This is a genomic window from Pseudodesulfovibrio alkaliphilus (assembly GCF_009729555.1).
Lineage (GTDB): Bacteria > Desulfobacterota > Desulfovibrionia > Desulfovibrionales > Desulfovibrionaceae > Pseudodesulfovibrio > Pseudodesulfovibrio alkaliphilus.
Genome location: NZ_WODC01000004.1, coordinates 44,837 through 65,057 on the forward strand (window position 1 = coordinate 44,837; position 20,221 = coordinate 65,057).

The window sequence follows — 20,221 nt, forward strand, 5'->3', positions numbered from 1 at the left end:
TACGGCCCCGCGCGAAGCGCCGCCAAAAAGTTTGGGGAAAGGAGGGAGTGGGGGGCCGGAGACGATTCCTTCCTCCCCCCCCCCCCTACAGCGCCCCCTCGAGACGAAGCAGACGTTCCTTGAGCTTGATGCCGCCCTCGCCGGAAAAGCCTGTCAGCTTGCCCGAGGCCCCCACCACCCGGTGGCAGGGATAAATCAAAGGAAAGGGATTGGTGGCCATGGCCCGCCCGACAGCCCGGGCGGCCTGTGGTTTTCCCATCTCGGCGGCCAGCTCGCCGTAGGTGCGCATGGTCCCCCGAGGCACCCGGGCCAGGACCTCCAGGGCGGCCCTCTGGAATCCGGTCAGCCCGGAGAGGTCGTAAGGCAGGGCGGGCCAATCGGGATCCAGGCCGGACACGTAGCGGAAGAGCGCCTGCTTGAGCAGTCTGGCCTCGTCAGAGAGGACGTGCGACTCGGCCACGGCAGTGGCCCAGTGGACGTTGAGCCGGACAAGGCGCCCGCTTTCCCAGGTCAGGGACAGGGCCAGGGGATCTGCGACGATGCATTCCTTCATGGCAATTCTCCTTTGCTTTCCGTTGAAAACCATGCAGACGCCCCGGCAGCCGGACCCCAGAGCCTGCCCTGGCGGATGTCGGCCGCGTCCAGATGGGCGCGCACCGCGTTGTGCAGGGCGCGCATGTTCCCGGCCCAGGCCGGGGCTAGCAGCTCGCCCTGGGCCGGATTGGCGTTGAGCCGGTGGACCACCGTGGTCGGGGCGAGGCGCTCCAGGGCGTGGCCCAGCTGTTCGAGATACTCGTCCCGGGTCAAAGGCTCGTATTCGCCCTGCGCATGGAGCCGGGCCAACCGAGTGCCACGGGCCACATACACGTTATGGAACTTGATGCCCTGCACGGGCAAGGCATTGACGAAGTCCACTGTGGCTGCCAGATGCCCGCGCCCTTCGCGCCCCCCCGGCGTGGGCAGCCCGGCCATGACGTGAGCCACCACGGTCAGCCCACGCCCGGCAGCCGCACGGGCCGCATCGGCAAAGGCCGCCGCATCGTGCCCCCGGCCGACGTGGGCCAGAGTGGCGTCGTCGGCCGACTGCAACCCAAGCTCCAGGGTCAGGTCGGCCAGACCCAGAGCCTTGCGCCGCTCGGCAAGCAGATCGAGCTTGTCGGAGTCCAGGCAATCGGGCCGGGTTCCAATGCTAAGCGCCACCAGCCCGGGAAGCCCCGCCAGGGCGTCCAGGGTCCGGGCCAGCCGCGACACCGGGCCGTGGGTGTTGGAAAAGGATTGCAGGTAGGCCGTGTACCGCTCAACCCCGCCCCGCCGGGCATGGACCGAACGCCAGAAGGCCCATTGGGCCGGAATGTCGAGCCCCTGGGACAACAGCCCCGAACCCGAGCCCGAGGGGTTGCAGAAAACGCAGCCGTCGACGGAAAGGGTTCCGTCCCGATTGGGACAGGAAAATCCGGCATCCAGAGGAATCTTGAGGACTCTTCCTCCGAAGAGCTGGCGCAGATGAGTGGAAAGGGCGTGGAATCTTTTCATGCTTTTTAGAAAAAGTTGAGAAAAAAAGAGCCAAGCCGGGTCCAGCGTATTGCCTGGGCTGATTTCATTTGGTACGAATCCCTAGCTGAAATGAGACGCTAGCGCACTTCCAGGTCATTGGAAAGTGTCTCCGAGCATATACGTCACACTGTGATTTGAAGGGAACGGGGGTTGCATGGGAAGCCTGCTCAACAAAATTATCGGATCTTTCTCCAATGATCTCGCCATCGACCTGGGGACAGCCAACACGTTGGTCTATGTCAAGGGCAAGGGCGTGATGCTCTCCGAGCCCTCTGTGGTGGCGGTCAAAAAAGACTCCCGCGGCGGCAAGGCCGTGCTGGCGGTCGGCTCCGAGGCCAAAAAGATGCTCGGCCGCACCCCGGGCAACATCGTGGCCATCCGGCCCATGAAGGATGGCGTCATCGCCGACTTCGAGGTGACAGAGGCCATGCTCAGGCACTTCATCTCCAAGGTCCACAACAGCCGCCGCCTGGTTCGCCCGAGGATCATGATCTGCGTCCCCACCGGCATCACCCAGGTGGAGAAGCGGGCCGTCCGCGAGTCGGCCCAGTCCGCGGGCGCGCGCGAGGTCTACCTCATCGAGGAGCCCATGGCCGCGGCCATCGGGGCCAACCTGCCCATCACAGAACCCACCTCCAACATGATCGTGGACATCGGCGGCGGCACCACCGAGATCGCGGTCATCTCCCTCTCGGGCATCGTCTACGCCCGCAGTGTGCGCATCGGCGGCGACAAGATGGACGAGGCGATCATGCAGCACGTCAAACGCAAGTACAACATGCTCATCGGCGAATCCACGGCCGAACAGATCAAGATGCACATCGGCTCCGCCTACCCGCTGGGCGACGAGGAGCCGACCATGGAGGTCAAGGGGCGCGACCTGGTAACCGGCATCCCCCAAAACCGGCCCATCACGGCCGAAGAGGTGCGCGAGGCCATCAGCGAGCAGGTGGAGGGCATTGTCCAGGGGGTACGCATCGCCCTTGAGCAGACCCCGCCGGAGCTGGCGGCGGACATCGTGGACCGCGGCATCGTCCTGACCGGCGGCGGCGCCCTGCTCAAGGGGCTCGACATGCTCCTTCAGCACGAGACGCAGCTGCCCATCACCGTGGTCGAAGACCCCCTGACTGCCGTTGTGCTGGGCTCGGGCAAGGCGCTGGACAACATAGACCTGTACAAGGACATCACCACAGACTAGGTAACCGGAAGCGTGAAAAAGCCCAAGAAGATCGCCATCGTGATCGTGGCGGGGCTCTTCGTGTACCTGAGCCTGTATACGTGGAACCTGCGCACCGGGCATCTGGACGCCCTTTCAAGCTACACCGGCCTTGATATCGCAAGCCTCATTATCCGCCCGGGGCAATGGGTCCACCATAAGTCATTGGGATTCTGGGAGCGCTACATCCACCTCGTCGGTCTCAAGCAGCAAAACGACGAGCTGGTCCGCGACAATGCCCGGCTGGTGCGCCATAACATGCTCCTCGCAGCCGAGGCGCGGTCTGCCCACCGGCTTGAAAACCTGCTGGGATTCACCCCTCCAGGGCAATGGGAGTTCAGCGGGGCCCGGGTCATAGCCCACCGCATGGGGCCGACCGGGAGCCTGGCCACCCTGGCCGTGGACCGGGGCGCCGCATCCGGGGTGTCCAAGGACATGCCGGTGGTCAGCCTGGACGGGGTCGTGGGCCGTGTGCTGCGCACCGGAGGCATCGCCTCCACCGTGCTGCTGCTCACGGACGCCAACAGCCGCATAGCCGTCATCGGCGAAAACAACCGGACGCCGGGCATGCTCTCGGGCCAGGGCTACGGCCAGCCCCTGGTGGTCCACTACATGAATCTCAACGCGGTCATCGACCCCGGCGAACTGCTGCTCACCTCGGGGCTTTCCGGCATCTTTCCCAAGGGACTGCCTGTGGCCCGGGTGGTCCGGGTGCGCCGCTCGGACATCTCGCTCTTCCTCACGGTGGAGGCCGACCCTCTGGTGGATGTGGTCGGGCTCGAGGAGGTTCTGCTGCTCCACCGCGCTTCCGCGGCACCGGACGACTCCGGGGCGGCACAGGAGGAGGCACAGGGTGTTCTCGGGCAATAATCTCATTGCCCTGCTCTGGTGGGGCGCCTACACGGTGGCCGCCGTCTGGCTGCACAGATTCGTGCCCGGCGTGGACCTTTTCGCCCCGGGCATCGTACTCTCCCTGCAGGAAGACGGCGGACGGCGCACCCTCTGGCTGGCCCTGTGCTGGATGCTGATCATCGAAGGCACGGGCAACCTGCCCTTTGGCTACGGGTTGGCGTGGTACGGCGTACTCCTGGTGCTGTATCTGCTCGGCCGATCCGTGTTCGAGGCGCGCTCTCTGGTCTTCATGTGCCTGCTTGGACTGGCCCTGGGCGCACTGCACCCGGTCATCACCCACGGCTTGGCCTCGCTGGCCGAACTGACGGTGAATGACCGCCAGTTGCTTCTGGAAGGGGCTCTCCAGGCCGCATTCTTCCCCGTGATCTGGGTGATCGCGGGCAAAGCCTTTCCCAAGGTGTTGAGGCAGGATGTCAAACCTTTATGACAACGCCAGCCAGCAGCCCCCGCGCTCGGGACTGCTCCTGCTCCAGGGTCTCATCTTCCTGGTGTTCTGCCTCTTTGCCGTGCGCCTGTGGTATCTCCAGATCCATCGCGGCGAGTTCTACGCCCGCAAGGCAAAGGAAAACCAGCTGCGCCAGGAATCCATATTCGCCCCTCGCGGGCTGATCCGCGACAGAAACGGCGACCTCCTGGCGGTCAACGAGCCCGCCTACGCACTGGGCCTTGTCCGCGAGGACTGCCAGGACGTGGACGGCACCCTCAGACAGGTGGCCCAGTGGACAGACGGCAACTTCGACGACCTCAAGGGGCTCTTCGTCAAGAACCAGAAACGGGTCAAGAGCTTTGAGCCCCTGATCCTGGTGCCCGACCTCTCCTTTGATCAGGTGGCGCTCATTGACGCCAACAGGCTGCGCTGGCCGGGGCTGGCCATCCAGGTGCGGCCCCGACGCCAGTATCGCCACGGCAAACTCCTGGGCCATGTGCTCGGGTACGTGGCCGAGGCCAACGAAGAGGAGATGGAGCGGCGGCCCGAACTGGCCCTGGGCGACTATGTGGGCAAACAGGGCATTGAGCTTGTGCTGGAGGACCGCATGCGCGGGGTCAAGGGACTGAGCCAGTTCGAAGTGGATGTCACCGGCCGCAGGCTCCAGGAACGCGTGCTCAAACACCCGCGGGCAGGACACGAAATCTCCTTGTCCATCGACCTGGGACTACAGGAACTGGCCATGGACTGGCTCGACGAGGAGGCCGGAGGCGTGGTGGTCATGGACGCGGACACCGGCCAGCTCTGGGCCCTGGCCACCTCTCCCTCCTACGACCCCAACGCCTTTACCTCGGGCCTGACCCCGGCCCAGTGGGCGGAACTGCGCGACAACCCTCAACATCCCATGCAGAACCGCGTCATCCAATCGGTCTACCCGCCCGGGTCGGTATTCAAGCATGTGGTGGCTGGCGCCGGCCTGCACTACGGCATGCTCGACCCCAAAGAAGTGGTTCACTGCCCAGGTTTCACCCAGCTCGGCAGCCACGTTTTCCGCTGCTGGCGCAAGGGCGGCCACGGCAACGTCAACATGGAGCGCGCCCTGATCGAATCCTGCGACGTGTATTTCTATCGGCAGGGCAAGAAGCTGACGGTGGACCGCATGAGCGAGTTCGCCTTTGCCAGCGGTTTCGGCCACCCCACCGGCATCGACCTGCCCCACGAAAAGGGGGGGAACATCCCCACCCGCGAATGGAAGCGCAGACGCTTCGGCGAGGGCTGGCAGGGAGGCGACAACCTGAACATGTCCATTGGCCAGGGGTACACCCTGGTCACACCGCTGCAGGTGGCGCGGTTTTTCGCCGCGGCCCTCAACGGCGGCAAGCTGCTCAAGCCCCTGTTGCTCAAGGACGACAAGCCCGTGGTTCAGGGACAGGTTCCCTTGAACCAGGAACAGCTGGACCTGCTCTACCGGGCCCTGGTGCGCACCGTGGATGACGACAGGGGCACCTGCCGCAGGCTGCGCACCGCCGGGGTGGTGGTGGGCGGCAAGACCGGCACGGCGCAGGTGGTGCGGCTCACTGACGCCCTCAAGGCCCTCAAGGACGACGACATACCCTACCGCTTCCGCGACCACGCCTGGATGGCCGCCACGGCCGAGAAGGAGGGCAGACGCTTTGCCATCGTGGCCATGATCGAGCACGGACTGCACGGCAGCTCCGGGGCTGGCCCCGTGGTCAAGGCCCTTATCGACTACATCTTCTACGGCAAGATCACCCCAAAGCCCGAGGCCCAGAAGGCCAGATCCCGGGCAGCGCGGCTGCTCTCACACAACGCAACAGGGGGCGGCCGTGCCAATTGACCGCAGGCTGATCCTCTCCATCAACTGGCCGCTTTTGGGGCTGGCCGTGGTCCTTTTCCTGCTTGGCACCGTCAACCTCTATTCGGCCAGCGGCTACCGGCTCGAAGAAGGCATGAGCTTGGCCCCGTACTTTCTGCGCCAACTGGTGTGGGGAGCCATGGGCCTTGGCGGCATGATCCTGGTCATGCTCTTCGATTACCGTCACCTCAAGACCATCGCCTGGCCGCTTTTCTGGCTGACACTGATCCTGCTGGCGGCCGTCTTCTTCGCGGGCAAGACCATCTATGGAGCCCGCCGCTGGCTCGACCTCGGCTTCATGAACTTCCAACCCAGCGAGCTGGCCAAGATCGCGGTGCTCATCATCGGCGCCCGCATCCTGGCGCGCGAGCGGGAGCCTCTTGGTTTTGTCCGGCTGGCCTACGTTCTGGGCGTGGGCCTGCTGCTGGCCGGGCCGATCATCCGCCAGCCCGATCTGGGCACGGGACTTTCGTTGGTGCTCATCCTGGGCGGCATGATCCTCTATCACGGGGTCACACCGGGCGTGTTCAAGACCGCGCTCATCGCCATTCCCTCAATGCTGCCCCTGGCGTGGCTTTTCCTGCACGACTACCAGAAGCGGCGCATCATGACCTTTCTTGATCCCACCACCGACCCGCTGGGCTCTGGCTACCACATCATCCAATCCCAGATCGCCATCGGCTCGGGCGGATTCTGGGGCAAGGGTTTCCTGCAGGGCACCCAGTCGCAGCTGCGATTCCTGCCAGAGCGGCACACTGACTTCGCGGTGGCGGTCTTCTGCGAGGAATGGGGTTTTGTGGGGACCATGGTTCTGCTCACCCTCTTCTGCCTGTTTCTCCATCAGATGGTGAACATCGCCAAAGACGCCAGGGACCTCTTCGGCAGCTACCTGACGGCAGGCGTGTTCTTCTATTTCTTCTGGCAAATCCTCATAAACACGGGTATGGTTCTCGGGCTGATGCCAGTGGTGGGCATCCCCCTTCCCTTCATCAGCTACGGGGGCAGCTCAACGCTGGTGAACTTTTGTCTTGTCGGGCTTGTGCTAAATGTGTCAATGCGCCGGTTTCTGTTCAAGCAGAGCTGATGCGGGCCGCCATGGCGCAAGCCTCGGAGTATAACTTTTCTTTTTCGAGGAGCGCGTTTTCATGGCGAGAGACGAAATCAACGCCTTTCTGGGCGCAGGAACCAACTACCAGGGAAAGCTCAACTTCCAGGGAGCCGTACGCATAGACGGCAACTTCAAGGGAGAGGTCGTCTCCGACGGAACCCTGGTGGTGGGACAGGAGGCTGTGGTGGAAGGGCAGATCCGCGTGGGACAGCTGGTCCTCTCGGGCAAGCTCCTGGGCGAGGTCGATGCGGCCAACAAGGTCGTCCTGCACAAGACGGCCAACCTGCTTGGGAACATCCGCACACCAGTGCTGGTGGTTGAGGAGGGCGCGGTGCTTGAAGGCCAGCTTGTCATGGGCAGCCTCGACACCGCGACGCCAAACCTCCCGTCCGACACGCCTGCTATTGATAACGACTAGGGCGGCGCAGGCTCAGACGGACTCCCGACCACCGCTCCAAAAGCCAAAAAGCCTTTGACACAGGCGCTGAAATTGGGTAATCCGCAGTGACTTTGCGCTAAAATTCACAACCTCTCGGGGGGCATACGGCATGGTTATACCTGACAAAACAATCTTCATCCAAGGCGTGAACTTTCTTGTCACGATCTTTGTCCTGAATGTTCTGCTGATCAAGCCCATTAGGGAAATCATCAGCAAACGCAAGGGCTTGATGGACGACCAGATGGAGAAGATCGACGCCTTCAACAGCAATGCAGGCAAGAAGCTGGAGGACTACGAGAGCCAGCTTGCGGCCGCTCGCAAGGAGGCCAACGAGATCCGCTCGTCCATGAAACTGGACGCGACCGCCACGGAGCAGGCGCTCATGTCCGAGGCCGGAGCCGAGGCCGCCGGAACCATCCAGGCCGCCCGCGCAGAGATCAAGACCCAGGTGAAGGGCGCCATGGAACAGTTGACCAAGGACGTGAACAAATTCGCCGAACAAGCCACGGGCAAGATCCTTGGTCAGGCTTAGTCAAGGCAAGGAGGGTTTCATCTTGAAACGGGTGTATGTGTTTTTCGCGGTTCTCTTGACCGCACTGGCAGTGGCCTCGGTCGCCCTTGCCGCCGGGGACGACCACGCGCTGTTCACAACGGAAAACGTGAAGGACTATGCGTGGCGCATAGGCAACCTGATCATCTTTGCGTGGCTGCTCTACAAGTTCGCCGGAGCCAAGATCAAGGGCTTCTTCGTCGGACGCCGCGACCAGATCAAGCAGGAGCTTGACGATCTGCAGAGCCGTCAGGCCGAGGCGGAGAAAAAGCTCAAAGAAGTGGAGGCGGGAATCGCCAACATGGCTCAGGAGAAGGAAGCCATCCTTACCGAGGCCCGTGCACAGGGCGAGGCCATCAAGGCCGCCATCATTGAGAAGGCCCACAAGGACGCGGAAGCGCTGAAGGAACAAGCCAAGCGCACCGCGGCCAACGAGGCCCAGGCCGCCGTGGACACCATCCGCGCCGAAATGGCCGAAATGGTCATGGCCGCCGCCGAGAAGATCGTCTCCGAGAAACTCAGCGCGAAAGACCACGAGAAACTCGTGGATGACTACTTAACAAAGGTGGTGCTCAATTGACCGGTAACGTAGTATCCCGCCGCTACGCCAAGGCCCTGTTCACGATCGGCGCCGCCAAGGGCGAGGCGGAACAGAAGGCATACGGCAAGCAGTTGTCGGAGCTGGCAGACTCCATACTGGCCGCTCCCCAGGCCCTCTCCTTCTTCAAGAATCCCTCCTTCAGCGCGGAGGAGAAGAAGAGCGTTCTCAACAAGATGGTTGAAAAGGCATCAATGGATCCGATGGTCCGAAACTTCTGCGACCTGCTGGCCGACAAGGGCCGGGCCGAGATGCTTCCCGCCATCGCTTCCGATTACAAGGTGATGATGGACGCCGTGACCGGCGTTCTCACAGGTGAGCTCATCACCGTGAGCGATATGGACGAGGAGAGGAAGGCGCAGATCAAGGCCCGCCTTGAAGAGCAATGCGGCAAGAAGCTCGAACTGACCTTCCTGGCCGACAAGGCCATCCTCGGCGGTATCGTCCTCAAGATCGGGGACAAGGTCATGGACGCAAGCCTCAAGGCTCAGCTGCAGATTTTGAAGGAAAATATTAAAAGGGGTGTGTAGGGCAATGCAGATCAAAGCAGAAGAAATCAGCAAAATCATTCAGGACCAGATTCAGAACTATGAGTCTCGTGTTGAAATGAGCGAGACCGGCACCGTCCTCTATGTCGGCGACGGTATCGCTCGCGTGCACGGCGTCGAGAACGTCATGGCCATGGAGCTGCTGGAATTCCCGGGCGGCCTGATGGGCATGGTGCTCAACCTTGAAGAAGACAACGTCGGTGTCGCCCTGCTGGGCGATGACACGGGCGTCAAGGAAGGCGATCCGGTCAAGCGCACCGGCACCATCTACTCCGTGCCCGTCGGCGACGCCGTCATGGGCCGCGTGGTCAACCCCCTGGGCCAGCCCATCGACGGCATGGGCCCCATCGACACCACCGAGACCCGTCCGGTCGAAATGAAGGCCCCCGGCATCATCGCGCGTAAGTCCGTGCATGAGCCGTGCTACACCGGCCTGAAGGCCATCGACGCCATGACCCCGGTTGGCCGCGGCCAGCGCGAGCTGATCATCGGCGACCGTCAGGTGGGCAAGACCGCTGTTGGCGTGGACGCCATCCTGGCCCAGAAGAACACAGACGTACATTGCTTCTATGTGGCCATCGGCCAGAAGAAGGCGTCGGTCGCCCTGGTGGCCGATGTCCTGCGCCAGCACGGAGCCATGGAGTACACCACCATCGTCTCCGCCACGGCTTCCGAGCCCGCCCCGCTGCAGTTCATCGCCGCCTACACCGGCGCGACCATGGCCGAGTTCTACCGCGACAACGGCAAGCACGCCCTGATCGTGTACGACGATCTTTCCAAGCAGGCCACCGCCTACCGCCAGATGTCGCTCCTGCTCCGCCGCCCTCCGGGACGCGAGGCATACCCCGGCGACGTTTTCTATCTCCACTCCCGGCTGCTGGAACGCGCCTGCAAGGTCAACGACTCCCTGGGCGCCGGCTCCCTGACCGCCCTGCCCGTGATCGAGACCCAGGCCGGCGACGTGTCCGCGTACATCCCGACCAACGTCATCTCCATCACCGACGGCCAGATCTACCTTGAGCCCAACCTCTTCCTCGCAGGCGTCCGGCCGGCCATCAACGTCGGCCTCTCCGTCTCGCGAGTCGGCGGCGCCGCCCAGATCAAGGCCATGAAGCAGGTGGCGGGCACACTGCGCCTGGACCTGGCCCAGTACCGCGAGTTGGCCGCATTCGCCAGCTTCGGTTCCGACCTGGACAAGGCCACCCAGGCCAAGCTCAACCGCGGCGCTCGCATGGTCGAGCTGCTCAAGCAGCCGCAGTACAAGCCCCTCAAGGTCGAGGAGCAGGTCGCCGTGCTCTACGCCGGGACCCGCGGCTTTGTTGACGATGTTCCGGTCGAGGCCGTCCCGAAGTTCGAGGCCGAGTTCCTTGAATTCATGCGCAACGCCAAGTCCGCCGTTCTGGACGCCATCGTGCAGAAGCAGGCGCTGGACGCCGACCTTGAGGCATCCCTCAAGGCCGCCATTGAAGAGTTCAAGAAAGGTTTCAGCGCTTAATCAAGGGGTAGCCAATGGCTTCGTTAAGAGACGTCCAAAATCAAATAGTTGGCGTCAAGAAAACCAAGCAGATCACCAAGGCCATGAACATGGTGGCCTCGGCAAAACTGCGCAACGCGCAGGACCGCATCGAGCGGTTCCGCCCGTATGCGAACAAGTTTTACGAGATGCTCGGTGACTTGGCTGCCGGCGCCGACGAATCGGTACATCCGCTGCTGGAGGTCCGGGACGAGGTAAAGACCGTGGGCATCATGGTCGTCACCTCTGATCGCGGCCTGTGCGGCGCATTCAACACAAACATCATAAGCACCGCCAAGAAGCTGGCTGCGGCCAAGGCCGCCGAAGGGAAGACCGTCAAGGCGTACTGCATCGGCAAGAAGGGCCGCGATGCCTTCAGGAAACTGGAGATAGACATTGTCCGGGCCGAGCCTGACGCCATGAGCAAGTTCGACTTCACCCTGGCCGCCAGCGTCGGCAACGAACTCATCTCCGGCTATATTTCCGGGGAGCTGGACGAGGTGCACATCGTGTACGGAGAGTTCCAGAGCATGGCCAAGCAGGTGCCCGTGGACCTGTGCGTGCTGCCCATGGCCACCCAGGCCAGCGAGGCCGAGCCCGCTTCCGGCGGCTCCGGTGACTATCTCTACGAACCGTCTGTTGAAGGCCTGCTGGCCGAGCTGCTGCCTCGGTTCATCAAGGTCCAGGTCTACCGCGGTCTGCTCGACACCTCCGCGTCCGAGCATGCCGCCCGCATGGCCGCGATGGATAACGCCACCCGCGCCTGCGACGACCTGACCCAGTCCCTGACCTTGTTGTACAACAAGACCAGGCAGGCTGCCATCACCAGCGATCTTATGGACATTGTCGGCGGCGCTGAAGCGCTGAAAGGATAAAAGGGGGCTATGAAAATGGCTAATACTGGAAAAATTGCACAGGTAATCGGCGCCGTTGTCGACGTCGAATTTGCCGATGGGAATCTTCCCAACATTCTGTCCGCGTTGGAGATCAAAAACCCCAACAACATCGACGCCCCCGTGCTGATCTGCGAAGTCGCGCAGCACCTGGGCAACAACGTCGTCCGCACCATCGCCATGGACGCCACCGAAGGATTGGTCCGCGGCATGAGCGCGCTTGACCTTGGCCAGCCCATTTCGGTCCCGGTCGGCAAGGGCTCCCTGGGCCGGATCATGAACGTGGTTGGCGAACCCGCCGATGAAATGGGCCCGGTTCCCTGCGACAAGCGGCTGCCCATTCACCGCCCCGCCCCTTCCTTCACCGAGCAGTCCACCAAGGTCGAGCTGCTCGAGACCGGCATCAAGGTCGTTGACCTGCTCATCCCCTTCCCCAAGGGCGGCAAGATGGGCCTCTTCGGCGGCGCAGGCGTCGGCAAGACCGTTATTCTCATGGAAATGATCAACAACATCGCCAAGCAGCACGGCGGCATCTCCGTGTTTGCCGGTGTTGGCGAACGCACCCGCGAGGGCAACGACCTTTATCACGAGATGAAGGACGCTGGCGTTCTGGAGAAAGCCGCCCTGGTCTACGGCCAGATGAACGAGCCTCCGGGAGCCCGCGCCCGCGTCGCCCTGACCGCCCTGACCTGCGCCGAGTACTTCCGCGACGAGGAAGGCCAGGACGTGCTCCTCTTCGTTGACAACATCTTCCGCTTCACCCAGGCTGGCGCAGAGGTGTCCGCGCTGCTCGGCCGCATGCCTTCGGCCGTGGGCTACCAGCCCACCCTGGGCACCGACCTCGGTGGCCTGCAGGAGCGCATCACCTCCACCAACAAGGGTTCCATCACCTCGGTCCAGGCCGTGTACGTGCCTGCCGACGACTTGACCGACCCCGCTCCGGCCACGACCTTCTCGCACCTTGACGGTACGCTGGTCCTCTCCCGCCAGATCGCCGAGCTCGGCATCTACCCTGCGGTGGACCCGCTGGACTCCACGTCCCGCATCCTTTCCCCGGATGTTCTCGGCGTCGAGCACTACGCCACGGCCCGCGAGGTGCAGGCGGTGTTGCAGAAGTACAAGGAACTCCAGGACATCATCGCCATTCTCGGCATGGACGAGCTCGGCGATGACGACAAGACGACTGTTGCGCGCGCCCGGCGCATCCAGCGCTTCCTGTCCCAGCCGTTCCACGTTGCCGAAGTCTTCACAGGGGTTGCGGGCAAGTACGTCAAGACCGAAGACACTGTGAAGGCCTTCCGTGACATTCTCGACGGCAAGTACGACGACCTGCCCGAGCAGGCCTTCTACATGTGCGGCGGAATCGAGGAAGCCATCGAAAAAGCCAAGCAGTAAGCGAGGTACTTCATGGCCAATACTCTGAAGCTTGAGATTGTCACTCCCGACCGGAAGGTGCTTTCCGAGAACGTGGAATACGTGGGTGCCCCCGGCATCCTCGGCGAGTTCGGTGTGCTGCCGAGCCACGTTCCCTTCCTCTCCGCCCTGGGGATCGGCAATCTGCATTACAAACAGGAAGGCAAGGCGTACTATGTCTTCATCTCGGGCGGATTCGCCGAGGTCAGCAACAACAAGGTGACAGTGCTCGCCGAAGTTGCCGAAAAGGCCACCGAGATCGACATTGAACGCGCCCAGAAGGCCCGCGAACGCGCCGAGGCGCGCACCGCCCAGGCCAAGGAGAAGATCGACGCCGCCCGCAACCAGGCCGCGCTGCGCAGGGCCATCGCCCGCATGTCGTGCCAGCGCTCCGGCAAGTCCGCAGGCACCTGCTAACCGATCCGACCCATCACCCTGATACACAAAGGGCGGGCTTTCGAGCCTGCCCTTTTTCGTTGCCCTGTCCCGTCCTGTGTCCCGTCCTGAAATAGGTCCTCTGGGTGTCAACCTATTTCAGGACGGCTCACCCTGATGGTGCCAACTCTGGCTGCCGTGAGCGGCGGCGCAAAGGCAGCGCAACTCGCCAAGGGCTCGCCAACAGGCCATTTGACGGTTGTCCTTTCCCCGCCAAGGGGGTAATGAGCCCAAAACACCGGGCGTATGCGCCCGGTCGCGCAGGGAGAGAGTATGCCAAGACCGACCATCGCCGCCCTGATCCTGGCCGCGGGAAAGGGCACCCGCATGTATTCGGACAAACCCAAGGTCCTCCAGACCATTCTTGGCGAGCCCATGCTCCGCCACGTCTACAACGCCCTGGCTCCACGGTTCGGCAGCCAGCCGTTCACCGTGGTGGGCCACGGCGCCGGGCTGGTGGCTGACGCCTTTCCCGATATGTCAGAGCGCTTTGTTCTTCAGGAGGAGCAGCTAGGCACCGGCCACGCCCTGCAGGTGGCATGGAGCGCCATCGTTTCTGCCGGGGCCGACTACTGTCTGGTCATCAACGGCGACACGCCACTGGTCTCTCCAGAGGCCCTGGACCGGCTGCTGGACCAGACGGGCTGCTGCGACATCGCCTTCATGACCATCACCCCTCGTGACCCGGCCGGATTCGGCCGTGTGGTGCGAGACGAAGACCGCCGGGTGTCCGCCATCGTGGAGGCCAGGGACTTCTCCGTGGCCCAGCACGGACCGGCCACTGGCGAGGTCAATGCGGGCATCTATCTGCTCCGGGTCGCCAGCGTCGGCCCCCTGCTCGACCGGCTTGGCAACAGGAACAATAGCGGCGAATACTACATCACCGACCTTGTGGGCCTGGCCGTGGATCACGGGCTGGCCGTCGAGGGCGTCCAGTGCGGCGATGATGTCAGCCTGATGGGCATCAACAGCCCACGCGAGCTGATCCATGCCGAGGCCGCCATGCGGCGGCGCATCGTGGAGGCGCACATTGACGCCGGCGTCCTCGTCCACAACCCGGAAACAGTCATCATCGGCCCCGGAGTGGTCATCGACCCGGGGGCCGAAATCTTCGGGCACTGCGAAATCTACGGCGCATCCAAAGTGGCGGCCGGAGCGCGGCTCGGGTCATACACCCACATCACGGATTCGGCCTTCGCCGCAGGCTCCGTGGTGCGCGAATTCTGCCACATCGAAAGCGCGGAAGTCGGCCGGGATGCCGTGGTCGGACCCTTTGCCCGGCTCAGGCCCGGCACCGTGCTGGGCGCGGGGTCCAAGGTCGGCAACTTTGTCGAGGTGAAAAAATCCATCCTGGGCGAAGGGGCCAAGGCCAGCCATCTGACCTACCTCGGCGACGCCGAGGTCGGGCCGGGAGCCAACATCGGGGCCGGGACCATCACCTGCAACTACGACGGCAAAAACAAGTTCACCACGGTCATCGGTCCCGGCGCCTTCATCGGCAGCAACACGGCCCTGGTGGCGCCAGTCACCGTGGGCCGCGACGCCCTGGTCGGGGCCGGGTCCACCATCACCAAGGATGTGCCCGACGAGGGCGGGGCCATTGCCCGGGCCAAACAGATGAATATTTCGCGCCGTCTTAAGAAGTCTTGATTTGTCCGGGCTAAAGGGATAGACAGGCGAAATGGAACTTATAGTCCAGCTTGAAGAGCGATTCAACAGGTTGCTCAACAAAATTAGTGAGTTGAGGGAAGAAAACCAGCGCTTGAGGGAGGAGGTCGAGGCTGAGCGGCAGACGCGGCGCGACATCGAATCTCGCATCGATACGCTTTTGGAGAAGATCAAAAGCGAGCTGGATTAACAGCGACAGACGATGCCACGCTACACGTTGACCCTGTTCGGCCTCGAGATATCCTTCAAGACGGATGCGGAAAGCGACCGGATTGAAGCTGCGCGGGCCTTGTTGGAGAAACGATATAACGATCTGATAGCGGGAGCGGGTGATCTCAGCAAGGAAAAGGCGCTGACCTTCCTGCTCCTGAGTCTGGCCGACGACTATCTGGTCGGCGAGGACAAGCTGGCGCGGCTGGAAGAGAAAATCGGAGAGATTTTGGAAAAAACCCCGGAATAATCCGGGCCGATCATAGGGCCGGAACCGGGGCGGGCAGAAAAATACCCTGGGATGTTGGTGATTGCCAGGAGCGTTTTTGAGCCAATGCTCTTGAAAAGGGCGACGACTCCAGCGGACTGGTGTGCAGGCCCGGCAGGACCGGGAAGCCTGAAGGTGCGCGAGTCATGCCCACCTGGACCAGCCAGGTTCAAAACCAACTGGCGACACGGCCTCCCGGGGCTCCTCGCGGTGTGACGCTGCGGCGTCACTCTCCGGGGCCTATCCCTTCCACTTCCTCTCCCAACGTGCCCAAGGCACCTCCTTCCACGGCCGCCCCGTGGCCACAAGCGCTTCGTTGGCGTCAACAGACCGCCCAAAGTCTGTCAACATACCACAAGGAGAAATCCCCATGTTCATTGAAATCGCCATGATCGGCGCCGGAACGTGCGTCGGCCTGGGGGTCGGTTTCCTTCTGCACAGATACATATCCGATAAACAGGTGTCCGATTCGCGGGGGCTGGCCGAACGCATCGTCGAGGAGGCCAGAAAGGAAAGCGAGGCCCTGAAAAAGGAGTCGAGGCTCCAGGCCCAGGACGAGATATTCAACCAGAAAAAGGAGCTGGAGCGCGAGTTCAAGGACCGCGAAACCCAGCTCAAGGAAGAGCAGAAGCGGCTTCAAAGCAAGGAAGAACGGCTTGACGCCAAACGGGAGAAGGTGGCTGACAAGGAAGCCCAGGTGGTGGAGCTGGAAAAACACCTCATCAAGCAGGAAAAACAGCTGGCCGACCTGGAGGAAGACCTTGAGCGCAAGGCCGACGAGCATGAGCGCAGACTCCAGGAAATCTCCGGCCTGACCGCCGAGGAGGCCCGTGAAAAGCTCCTGGCCGAGATCGAGTCGCGCACACGCCACGAAGCCGCCAGAATGGTCCGCACCATCGAGATGGAGGCCAAGGAGAACGCGGCCAAGAAGGCTCGCGAGATCCTCTCCCTGGCCCTGCAGCGCTACGCGGGCGACTACGCAGGCGAGCAGACCGTTACGGCCGTGACCCTGCCCTCGGAGGATATGAAGGGCCGCATCATCGGCCGCGAGGGACGCAACATCCGCGCCCTTGAAGCGGCCACTGGCGTGGACCTGATCATTGACGACACGCCCGAGACCGTGGTGCTCTCCGCCTTCAGCCCCCTCAAGCGCGAGGTGGCCAAGCTGGCCCTTGAGCGACTCATCCACGACGGCCGCATCCACCCCGCCCGCATCGAGGAGGTGGTCAAGAAGGTCGAGGGCGAAATGGACGCCAAACTCAAGGAGATAGGCGAACAGGCCACCTTTGACGTGGGTGTGCACGGCATTCATCCCGAGCTGGTCAATCTGCTCGGCCGCCTGCACTACCGCACCAGCTTCTCCCAAAACGTGCTGCAGCACTCCATGGAAGTCGCCTTCCTGTGCGGCGTCATGGCCGCGGAGCTGGGCCTCAACGAAAAAGAGGCCAAACGGGCCGGTCTGCTGCACGACCTGGGCAAGGCCGTGGACCACGAGGTGGAAGGCCCCCACGCCGTCATCGGAGCGGATCTGGCCAAAAAGCACGGCGAGTCCAAGGAAATAGTCCACGCCATCGCCGCCCACCACGAGGATGTGCCGCCCATGTCCATCCTGGCCAACCTGGTCCAGGCCGCGGACTCCCTCTCGGGTGCCCGGCCCGGCGCCCGCAAGGAGCTGCTCGAGAACTACGTCAAGCGCCTTGAGGAGCTTGAAGGGTTGGCCACCAGCTTTGACGGCGTGTCCAAGGCCTATGCCATCCAGGCGGGCCGCGAAATCCGCGTCATGGTCGATTCCGAGCGCGTCGGCGATGAGAGCACCTATGTCCTGTGCAAGGACATCGCCGAAAAGATCGAGAACAACATGACCTACCCCGGCCAGATCCGGGTCACGGTCATTCGCGAAAAGCGTGCCGTGGGCTACGCGAAATAGGCTTGATGGCGGCCCGGCCCCCTGCCGGGGACCGGGCCGCGTCCCTTTGACCACGCGCCGCGCCTGCGGATTTATCATGTCCCTTGAATGTTTTTTGTGATCATGATGGCGGACGGACCAAGGGCGCCAGCCCCGTCCCCTGGAGCCAGCCCATGAACAAGGACACCAGACTCGCCGCAGGCGGGAACCAAGGCCTCGACAGGGAAGCGTTGGACAGGACCATGGCCAACACCATGAACCTGTTCCGCGCCGAGATGGGCGATGGCGAGTTCCGGCGGTTCAGCGAACTCATCCAATCCGAATTCGGCATCAAGATGCCGCCCACCAAGAAGGTGCTGCTCCAGTCGAGGTTCCAGAAGAGACTGCGCGCCCTGGGCATGCGCTCCTACAAGGAATACTGCGACTACGTCTTTTCCGAAGAGGGCCGGGAGCGCGAGCGCTCCCACCTGGTGGATGTGGTCACCACCAACACCACACATTTCTTCCGCGAGCCCAAGCACTGGGAAATCATGAACACCATGGTCCTGCCCGAGCTGTGGGGTCGGGGCATCGGCCGGGGGATGCCGCTGCGGCTGTGGAGCGCAGGCTGCTCGAGCGGCGAAGAACCCTACACCCTGGCCATGCTCCTGTCCGAGTTCACGAACCGGGCCCAGGGCTTTGACTTCGCCATCCTGGCCACTGACATCTCCCGAGAAATACTGCAAAAGGCCATGCGTGCCGTCTATCCCATGGAAAAAGTTGAAGAGATACCGCAGACCATGCGCAAACGGTATCTGCTCAAAAGCAAGACCAAGCCCCTTTTCAAGATTGATGCCCCCCTGCGGTCCAAGGTCAGCTTCCAGCAGCTCAACTTCATGGAGGACTTCCGCATCCAGGAGCCCCAGGACATCATCTTCTGCCGCAATGTGGTCATCTACTTCGACCGCGACACCCAGGTGGTGCTCTTCAACAAATTCTGCAACCACCTCAAGCCCGGCGGATACCTCTTCATCGGACATTCCGAGAGTCTCTCGGGCATGCGTCTGCCCTTGCGCCAGATCGCGCCCACCGTCTTCCAGAAAATCGGTTGAGCCTTTACCCCGGGCTTGCGTTTGCCAATAACCTCCGATTTCCCCCTGCCTTCCATCCCTGCGCGAAGCGCCCGCCAAAATGTTTGGGGAAAGGAGGGGACAGCGGTTTGGGGCAAGCGCTCTCCGGTCCTGCGATTGCCGGATGTGCTTGCCCCGGACCCTGCCCAAAGGTATTTTACACGGCGCGATTTTTGACTTAGATGATACCTCCGGCCAGGCGGTACGTTCGCCGGGAGCCGGGAGGAAAGGACCGCGCGGATGCGGCCATGGAAAGATATATTCGCACGGAAACAATGAGGATTCGATGAACATCTACGACGAACTGAAGTGGCGCGGACTGGTCAATCAGGTCTCTGACGAAGACAAGGTGCGTTCCTACCTGGCCAAGCCCGGGGCGGCCATGTACTGCGGGTTCGACCCCACGGCCGAAAGCCTGCACATCGGCAACCTCGTGCCGCTGCTCTGTCTTGCGCGAATGAAGCGTGCCGGACACAGCCCCATCTTTCTGCTTGGCGGAGCCACTGGCCTCATCGGCGACCCGTCTGGCAAGGACAAGGAGCGCGAGCTGTCCCGCCAGGAGGATGTGGACGCCCGCTCCGAAAAGATCAAGGCCCAGGTGCGTCGCTTCTTCGAGCGCAATACCGGCGAGCGCCCGGAAATCGCCAACAACTACATCTGGACCAAGGATCTGACCACCATCGAGTTGCTGCGCGACGTGGGCCGCTACTTCACCATCAACTGGATGCTCCAGAAAGAGTCGGTCAAGGGCCGCCTCGACCGCGAGGACGTGGGCATCTCCTACACCGAGTTCAGCTACATGGTTCTCCAGGGGTACGACTACTACCACCTCTTCAAGACCAAGGGCTGCCGTCTGCAGATCGGCGGAGGCGACCAGTGGGGCAACATCACCGCGGGCTGCGAGCTGGTGCGAAAGAAGTGCGCCCAGGAAGAGGGCGCACAGGAAGAGGTCTACGCCCTGACCTTCCCGCTGATCACCACGGCCTCGGGGAAAAAATTCGGCAAGAGCGAAAAAGGTGCCATCTACCTCAGCCCGGATCTGACACCGCCCTACGCCTTCTACCAGTTCTTCATCAATACCGATGACCGCGACGTGGTCCGGTTCCTCAAGCTCTTCACCTTCCTGAGTCAGGAGGAGATCGACGCCCTGGAGCAGGAGCAGACCGAAACCCCGCACCTGCGCCCGGCACAAAAACGACTGGCCGAGGAGGTCACGCGCATGGTCCACGGCCAGCCCGAACTGGACCGGGTCATGGCCGCCACCGAAGCCCTGTTCGGCGAGGGCACCCTCAAGGGCGTGGACCCGGGAACCCTGCGCGCCGCGCTGGAGACAGCGCCCCACTGCCACTACGCCCCAGGAGACGTGCCCGATCTGCCCCAAATCCTTCTGGACCTCAAGCTGGTCACTTCCAAGGGCCAGGCCCGCAAGGACATTCAGGGCGGCGGCGTCTACATCAACGGCGAGCGCGTGGAAGGGGACCAGAGCGTGGTCGAAGCCGACTTCATCGGCGGCGAACTCCTCATCGTCCGCAAGGGCAAGAAGAACTACGGCCTCGTGACCCGGGGCTAGCAAGCGAT

At 62.7% G+C, this 20,221-nt stretch carries 21 protein-coding genes and 1 other RNA gene; 20 read left to right on the forward strand and 2 right to left on the reverse strand.

What is annotated here, in order from left to right:
• Positions 1–85: 85 nt before the first annotated feature.
• Both GKC30_RS07295 and mnmL read right to left on the reverse strand, forming a co-directional pair.
• Positions 86–553 (reverse strand): methylated-DNA--[protein]-cysteine S-methyltransferase, encoded by a 468-nt coding sequence (locus GKC30_RS07295; protein ID WP_155933583.1) that lies wholly within the window; start codon positions 551–553, stop codon positions 86–88.
• Entirely contained in the window at positions 550–1,533 is a 984-nt protein-coding gene (gene mnmL, locus GKC30_RS07300) for a tRNA modification radical SAM protein MnmL/YtqA (RefSeq protein ID WP_155933585.1), read from the reverse strand. The genes GKC30_RS07295 and mnmL overlap by 4 nt, the downstream gene beginning before the upstream one ends.
• Before the next feature lie 175 nt (positions 1,534–1,708).
• Between mnmL and GKC30_RS07305 the strand changes: the two genes are divergently transcribed.
• From GKC30_RS07305 to tyrS, 20 genes are all read left to right on the forward strand, one after another.
• Positions 1,709–2,752, forward strand: coding sequence for a rod shape-determining protein (locus tag GKC30_RS07305; protein ID WP_155933587.1), 1,044 nt, complete (start codon positions 1,709–1,711; stop codon positions 2,750–2,752).
• A 12-nt stretch (positions 2,753–2,764) separates the two neighbouring features.
• Positions 2,765–3,640 carry a rod shape-determining protein MreC gene (gene mreC / locus GKC30_RS07310; RefSeq protein WP_367614022.1) on the forward strand — a complete coding sequence of 292 codons (876 nt, stop codon included), beginning with the start codon at positions 2,765–2,767 and terminating at the stop codon, positions 3,638–3,640.
• Positions 3,624–4,109 (forward strand): hypothetical protein, encoded by a 486-nt coding sequence (locus GKC30_RS07315; protein ID WP_367614023.1) that lies wholly within the window; start codon positions 3,624–3,626, stop codon positions 4,107–4,109. The genes mreC and GKC30_RS07315 overlap by 17 nt, the downstream gene beginning before the upstream one ends.
• Positions 4,093–5,967, forward strand: coding sequence for a penicillin-binding protein 2 (gene mrdA, locus GKC30_RS07320; protein ID WP_155933590.1), 1,875 nt, complete (start codon positions 4,093–4,095; stop codon positions 5,965–5,967). The genes GKC30_RS07315 and mrdA overlap by 17 nt, the downstream gene beginning before the upstream one ends.
• Complete coding sequence (rodA, locus tag GKC30_RS07325; RefSeq protein ID WP_367614024.1) at positions 5,957–7,069, forward strand: rod shape-determining protein RodA; 1,113 nt, start codon at positions 5,957–5,959, stop codon at positions 7,067–7,069. The genes mrdA and rodA overlap by 11 nt, the downstream gene beginning before the upstream one ends.
• A 61-nt stretch (positions 7,070–7,130) precedes the next feature.
• Positions 7,131–7,511, forward strand: coding sequence for a bactofilin family protein (locus GKC30_RS07330; RefSeq protein WP_155933592.1), 381 nt, complete (start codon positions 7,131–7,133; stop codon positions 7,509–7,511).
• Between the two features lie 130 nt (positions 7,512–7,641).
• A complete protein-coding gene (locus GKC30_RS07335) occupies positions 7,642–8,064 on the forward strand; it encodes a F0F1 ATP synthase subunit B (protein ID WP_155933594.1) in 423 nt (140 codons plus the stop codon).
• 22 nt (positions 8,065–8,086) lie between these two features.
• Entirely contained in the window at positions 8,087–8,662 is a 576-nt protein-coding gene (gene atpF, locus GKC30_RS07340; RefSeq protein WP_155933596.1) for a F0F1 ATP synthase subunit B, read from the forward strand.
• Positions 8,659–9,210 (forward strand): ATP synthase F1 subunit delta, encoded by a 552-nt coding sequence (gene atpH, locus GKC30_RS07345; protein ID WP_155933598.1) that lies wholly within the window; start codon positions 8,659–8,661, stop codon positions 9,208–9,210. Before atpF ends, atpH begins: the two co-directional genes overlap by 4 nt.
• Before the next feature lie 4 nt (positions 9,211–9,214).
• Positions 9,215–10,723: a F0F1 ATP synthase subunit alpha gene (gene atpA / locus GKC30_RS07350; RefSeq protein WP_155933600.1), complete on the forward strand. Its 1,509-nt coding sequence runs from the start codon at positions 9,215–9,217 to the stop codon at positions 10,721–10,723.
• A 14-nt stretch (positions 10,724–10,737) separates the two neighbouring features.
• The gene (locus GKC30_RS07355; RefSeq protein WP_155933602.1) at positions 10,738–11,616 is read left to right on the forward strand and encodes a F0F1 ATP synthase subunit gamma; all 879 of its coding nucleotides are present in this window, start codon (positions 10,738–10,740) and stop codon (positions 11,614–11,616) included.
• Positions 11,617–11,631: 15 nt separating this feature from the next.
• Positions 11,632–13,029 (forward strand): F0F1 ATP synthase subunit beta, encoded by a 1,398-nt coding sequence (atpD, locus tag GKC30_RS07360; RefSeq protein ID WP_155933604.1) that lies wholly within the window; start codon positions 11,632–11,634, stop codon positions 13,027–13,029.
• Between the two features lie 12 nt (positions 13,030–13,041).
• Positions 13,042–13,464: a F0F1 ATP synthase subunit epsilon gene (locus GKC30_RS07365; protein ID WP_155933606.1), complete on the forward strand. Its 423-nt coding sequence runs from the start codon at positions 13,042–13,044 to the stop codon at positions 13,462–13,464.
• 291 nt (positions 13,465–13,755) lie between these two features.
• Positions 13,756–15,132: a bifunctional UDP-N-acetylglucosamine diphosphorylase/glucosamine-1-phosphate N-acetyltransferase GlmU gene (gene glmU, locus GKC30_RS07370; RefSeq protein WP_155933608.1), complete on the forward strand. Its 1,377-nt coding sequence runs from the start codon at positions 13,756–13,758 to the stop codon at positions 15,130–15,132.
• Positions 15,133–15,163: 31 nt separating this feature from the next.
• Complete coding sequence (locus GKC30_RS14890) at positions 15,164–15,340, forward strand: hypothetical protein (RefSeq protein WP_196772834.1); 177 nt, start codon at positions 15,164–15,166, stop codon at positions 15,338–15,340.
• A gap of 12 nt (positions 15,341–15,352) precedes the next feature.
• The gene (locus tag GKC30_RS07375) at positions 15,353–15,610 is read left to right on the forward strand and encodes a cell division protein ZapA (RefSeq protein WP_155933610.1); all 258 of its coding nucleotides are present in this window, start codon (positions 15,353–15,355) and stop codon (positions 15,608–15,610) included.
• A gap of 40 nt (positions 15,611–15,650) precedes the next feature.
• Positions 15,651–15,834: non-coding RNA, 6S RNA (gene ssrS, locus GKC30_RS07380), on the forward strand.
• A 164-nt stretch (positions 15,835–15,998) separates the two neighbouring features.
• On the forward strand, positions 15,999–17,555 hold the full coding sequence (gene rny, locus GKC30_RS07385; protein WP_155933613.1) for a ribonuclease Y: 1,557 nt from the start codon (positions 15,999–16,001) through the stop codon (positions 17,553–17,555).
• A gap of 152 nt (positions 17,556–17,707) precedes the next feature.
• Positions 17,708–18,625: a CheR family methyltransferase gene (locus GKC30_RS07390; protein WP_155933615.1), complete on the forward strand. Its 918-nt coding sequence runs from the start codon at positions 17,708–17,710 to the stop codon at positions 18,623–18,625.
• Between the two features lie 304 nt (positions 18,626–18,929).
• The gene (gene tyrS / locus GKC30_RS07395; RefSeq protein WP_155933617.1) at positions 18,930–20,213 is read left to right on the forward strand and encodes a tyrosine--tRNA ligase; all 1,284 of its coding nucleotides are present in this window, start codon (positions 18,930–18,932) and stop codon (positions 20,211–20,213) included.
• Positions 20,214–20,221 lie beyond the last annotated feature (8 nt).